This is a genomic window from Variovorax sp. 01T439_2, assembly GCF_056398445.1.
Window position 1 is genome coordinate 1 of the sequence record NZ_JBFTPJ010000550.1, and the last position, 4,004, is coordinate 4,004.

The window sequence follows — 4,004 nt, forward strand, 5'->3', positions numbered from 1 at the left end:
CAGCGACACCGAGCCGCCCACCTCGTCGGCCAGCTGCTTCATGCGGCCGCGCGCGACCTGCCGGATGCGCAGGCTCGCCATCAGCGGATAGCCGATCGTGAGCGCCGTGGAGCCCAGGCGATAGCGCCGCAGGTGCGCATCGAAGACCACCAGGCCGCGCGCCGCCAGCGTGTAGGTCAGCCGCGAGATCGTCGCCTTCGACAGCCCGGTGCGCTCCGACAGTTCCTTGTTGCCGAGCGCGGGCTCGCCGACGGTGAAGCAGTGCAGCACCTGCAGGCCGTGCTGCAGCGTGGTTGCGAAGTCGGGGTCGGGGTGGCGTGCGGCAGGCATGTGGGGCTCGTGTGGCGCGGTGAATGCTACGTCCGGCAGGGCGTGCTGGCGAGCGGCGGCATTCAAGATAGAGAAACATCGTTTTCCATATGTGATGCCGCTGCGTAGTCTCCGGGCCCTGGCAAAGAATCAACCGGAGACTCCCATGCGCAAGATGTTCATGCTCGCTGCCGCCTGCCTGCTGGCCGCGGCTTCCGCGGTGCACGCCGACCCGGCCGCCTATCCGGCCAAGCCGGTTCGCCTCATCGTGCCCTTTGCACCGGGCGGCTCCACCGACGTTCTGGCGCGGCTGCTGGCCGCGGCCCTCGCTCCCGAGCTGGGGCAGCCCGTCATCGTCGAGAACAAGGCCGGCGCCGGCGGCAACATCGGCGGCGACTATGTCGCCAAGTCGGCGCCCGACGGCTACACGCTGCTGATTGCGGCGGCCGGCCCCACGGTGATCAACCCGAGCCTCTACACAAAAATGCCCTACGACCCGGCCAAGGACCTGCGGCCGGTGACGCTGCTGATCCAGGAGCCCAACCTGATGGCGATCAACCCCAAGATCCCGGCGAAGACGGTGCCCGAGTTCATCGCCTATGCCAAGTCCAGGCCGAAGGAGGTCAGCTTCGGCTCGGCGGGCAACGGCAGCCCGTCCCACCTGGCCGGCGAATGGTTCAACCAGCTCACCGGCACCACGATGGTCCACGTCCCGTACAAGGGCGCGGGCCCGGCAATGAACGATCTGCTGGCCGGCCAGATCGCGATGATGATCGACAACATGCCCGCGCTGTGGCCGCACGTGCAGTCGGGCAGGCTCAGGGCGCTGGCGGTGTCCACAGACAAGCGGGCCACGGCCGCACCCGAGGTGCCGACCGTCGCCGAGTCCGTCAAGGGCTTCAGCTTTGGTGCATGGAAGGGCCTGATGGTGCCCGCAGCAACGCCCACGGCCATCGTCGAGCGCCTGCACGCCGCCACCACCAAGGCGCTGGAAAAGCCCGAGCTTCGCCAACGGCTACTGGCGCTGGGCGCCGAGCCGGTCGGCAACACTCCGGCGCAGTTTGCCGAGCTCATCAAGGCCGACACGGCCTCGTGGGCCGCGCTGGTCAAGTCCACCGGAACCAAGCTGGACTGAGGTCCGCGCGCATCCACCCCCTGAAGCAAGGAGCAACACATCATGCAGCGTGATCCCGCAGCCTTCGAACAATTCCTCGGCAGCCTGCGCAGCTACGTGCGCGAGCGGCTGGTGCCCAACGAGGCGCGCGTGGCCGACGCCGACGAAGTGCCCGCCGACCTGGTGGCCGACATGGCGGCGCAGGGCCTGTTCGGCTATTCGATCCCCGAGGCCTATGGCGGCGCGGGCATGACGACCGAGGAGCTGGTGCTGGCGGCAATGGAGCTGTCGCAGTGCTCGGTGGCCTTTCGGGCCCGTGTCGGCACCAACACCGGCATCGGCTCCGAAGCCCTGGTGGCCGACGGCACCGAAGAACAGAAGCGGCGCTATCTGCCCAGGCTGGCCAGCGGCGAGCTGACCGGCGCGTTCGCGCTGACCGAACCCGAGGCCGGCTCGGACGCCGCGTCGCTGCGCACCTCGGCGCGGCGCGAGGGCGACCACTACGTGCTCAACGGCACCAAGTGCTTCATCACCAACGCGCCGATCGCGGGCCTTTTCACGGTGATGGCGCGCACCGACCCCAACGACCTGTCGGCGCGCGGCGTCACGGCCTTCCTGGTCGAGCGCGGCATGCCCGGGCTCAGCACCGGGCCGGCCTACAAGAAGATGGGGCAGGCGGGCTCGCCCGTGTCCGAGGTGCACATGAACGACTGCATCGTGCCGGCGGAGAACGTCATCGGCGGGCGCGAAGGGCAGGGCTTCAAGACGGCGATGAAGGTGCTGAACAAGCAGCGCATCCACCTGGCGGCCCTGTGCATCGGGCCGGCGATCCGCATGCTGAAGGACGCCGTGGCCTTCGTCTCCACGCGCAAGCAGTTCGGCCAGGCGCTCTCGGGCTTCCAGCTGATCCAGGCGCTGATCGCCGACAGCCAGACCGAGATCCATGCAGCCCGCGCGCTCGTGCTGGACACCGCGCGCAAGCGCGACGAAGGCATCGACGTGACGATGGAGGCGTCGATCTGCAAGTACTTCGCGTCGGAGATGTGCGGCCGCGTGGCCGACCGCAGCGTGCAGATGCTGGGCGGCTACGGCTACATTGCCGACCACGGCATGGAGCGCTTCTACCGCGACGTGCGGCTGTTCCGGCTGTACGAAGGCACGAGCCAGATCCACCAGCTCAACATCGCCAGGCGCACGCTGGCCAAGGCCGGCTACGGCGGCGAAGGCGCCTCCTGATGTTCGGCTACAGCGACCGCCTTCCGGCGCTGCGCGAGGCGGTCCGGCGCTTCGTCGAGGAAGAGGCCATTCCGCGCGAGTGCCCGGCGCTGGCCCACGACCTGGATGCGCTCGAAGCCGCGGTGCGTTCGCTGCGCGCCAAGGCCATGGAGGCCGGCATCTACGCACCGCAGCTGCCGGTGGCGTGGGGCGGCCTGGGCCTGTCCTGGCGCGATCGCTCGGTGGTGCTCGAAGAGGCCGGCCGGAGCTTCCTGGCGCCATTGGCCATGAACTGCGCGCCGCCGGACCAGCCCAACATGATCAACCTGCTCGCCGACGGAACGCCGGCGCAGCAGCAGCGCTACCTGGTGCCGCTCGCGCGCGGCGAGGCCCGCTCGTGCTTTGCGATGACCGAACCCGAGCCCGGCGCCGGGTCCGACCCGTCGATGCTGCAGACCGTGGCCGAGCGCCGCCCCGGCGGCTGGGTCATCAACGGCCGCAAGTGGTTCATCAGCGGCGCGGTCGGCGCCGCGTTCGCGCTGGTGCTGGCGAAGACAGGCGAGGGCGCGACGATCTTCATTGTCGATGCCGGCAACCCCGGCTACCGCGTGGTGCGCAACATCGCGAGCATCGATGGCTTCCAGATCGGCGGGCATGGCGAGATCGAACTGCACGACTGCTTCGTCGATGACAGCGCGGTGCTGGGTGAGGTGGGCCGGGGCTTCGCCTACGCGCAGATGCGGCTCGAACCGGCGCGCCTGTCGCACTGCATGCGCTTCATCGGCCGCGCCTCGCGCGCCATGGCGCTGGCGCAGGATTACGCCAACCGGCGCCACTCGTTCGGCCAGCCGCTCGCCCAGCTGCAGCAGGTGCAGGCGATGGTGGCTGATTCGCACATCGACCTGCATGCCGCACGCCTGATGACCTGGCACGCGGCCGCCAAGCTCGATGCAAAAGAAAGCATCAAGCACGAGTCGGCCATGGTCAAGGTGTTCGTGTCGGAAGCCGTGGGGCGCGTGGCGGACCGCGCCGCGCAGATCATGGGCGCGCTCGGCATGTCGGAAGACGCGCCCGTGTCGATGATCCTGCGCGAGATGCGGCCCTTTCGCGTCTACGACGGCGCGTCGGAGGTGCACCGCTCGACGCTGGCGCGGCGCATCCTGAAGGAATCGCTGCGTCCTTGAGGCCGTCACTCGCCAGCGGTCAGCAGGACGGTGCCGTGCGCGAGCACGCGGGTCCGGTCGTCCGATCCTTTCATGCATCCCTGCAGCTCGATGATGCTGCCGCCCCTCGGACGGGCCGCGATCGATGAAACGCTCCACTCGATCAGCACCGTCTCGCTTGCCAGCACTGGCCGCAGCAGGTC

General features: G+C 69.2%; 4 protein-coding genes. 3 read left to right on the forward strand and 1 reads right to left on the reverse strand.

Annotated features, from left to right (window positions below):
• The coding region (locus AC1DOC_RS22935) for a helix-turn-helix domain-containing protein (protein ID WP_478130548.1) at positions 1-330 on the reverse strand (330 nt) is incomplete at its 3' end.
• Between the two features lie 145 nt (positions 331-475).
• Here AC1DOC_RS22935 and AC1DOC_RS22940 point away from each other — a divergent pair.
• The 3 genes from AC1DOC_RS22940 to AC1DOC_RS22950 are packed head-to-tail and all read left to right on the forward strand — an operon-like array spanning position 476 to position 3,822.
• Positions 476-1,444 carry a Bug family tripartite tricarboxylate transporter substrate binding protein gene (locus tag AC1DOC_RS22940; protein WP_018907366.1) on the forward strand — a complete coding sequence of 323 codons (969 nt, stop codon included), beginning with the start codon at positions 476-478 and terminating at the stop codon, positions 1,442-1,444.
• 42 nt (positions 1,445-1,486) lie between these two features.
• On the forward strand, positions 1,487-2,659 hold the full coding sequence (locus AC1DOC_RS22945) for an acyl-CoA dehydrogenase family protein (protein ID WP_018907367.1): 1,173 nt from the start codon (positions 1,487-1,489) through the stop codon (positions 2,657-2,659).
• Positions 2,659-3,822 carry an acyl-CoA dehydrogenase family protein gene (locus AC1DOC_RS22950; RefSeq protein ID WP_018907368.1) on the forward strand — a complete coding sequence of 388 codons (1,164 nt, stop codon included), beginning with the start codon at positions 2,659-2,661 and terminating at the stop codon, positions 3,820-3,822. The genes AC1DOC_RS22945 and AC1DOC_RS22950 overlap by 1 nt, the downstream gene beginning before the upstream one ends.
• Positions 3,823-4,004: the final 182 nt, after the last annotated feature.

Bases quoted from the DNA above. Each gene is read 5' to 3' on its own strand.
- AC1DOC_RS22945 (WP_018907367.1), top strand. From the start codon at position 1,487: ATGCAGCGTGATCCCGCAGCCTTCGAACAATTCCTCGGCAGCCTGCGC.
- AC1DOC_RS22950 (WP_018907368.1), top strand. From the start codon at position 2,659: ATGTTCGGCTACAGCGACCGCCTTCCGGCGCTGCGCGAGGCGGTCCGG.
- AC1DOC_RS22940 (WP_018907366.1), top strand. From the start codon at position 476: ATGCGCAAGATGTTCATGCTCGCTGCCGCCTGCCTGCTGGCCGCGGCT.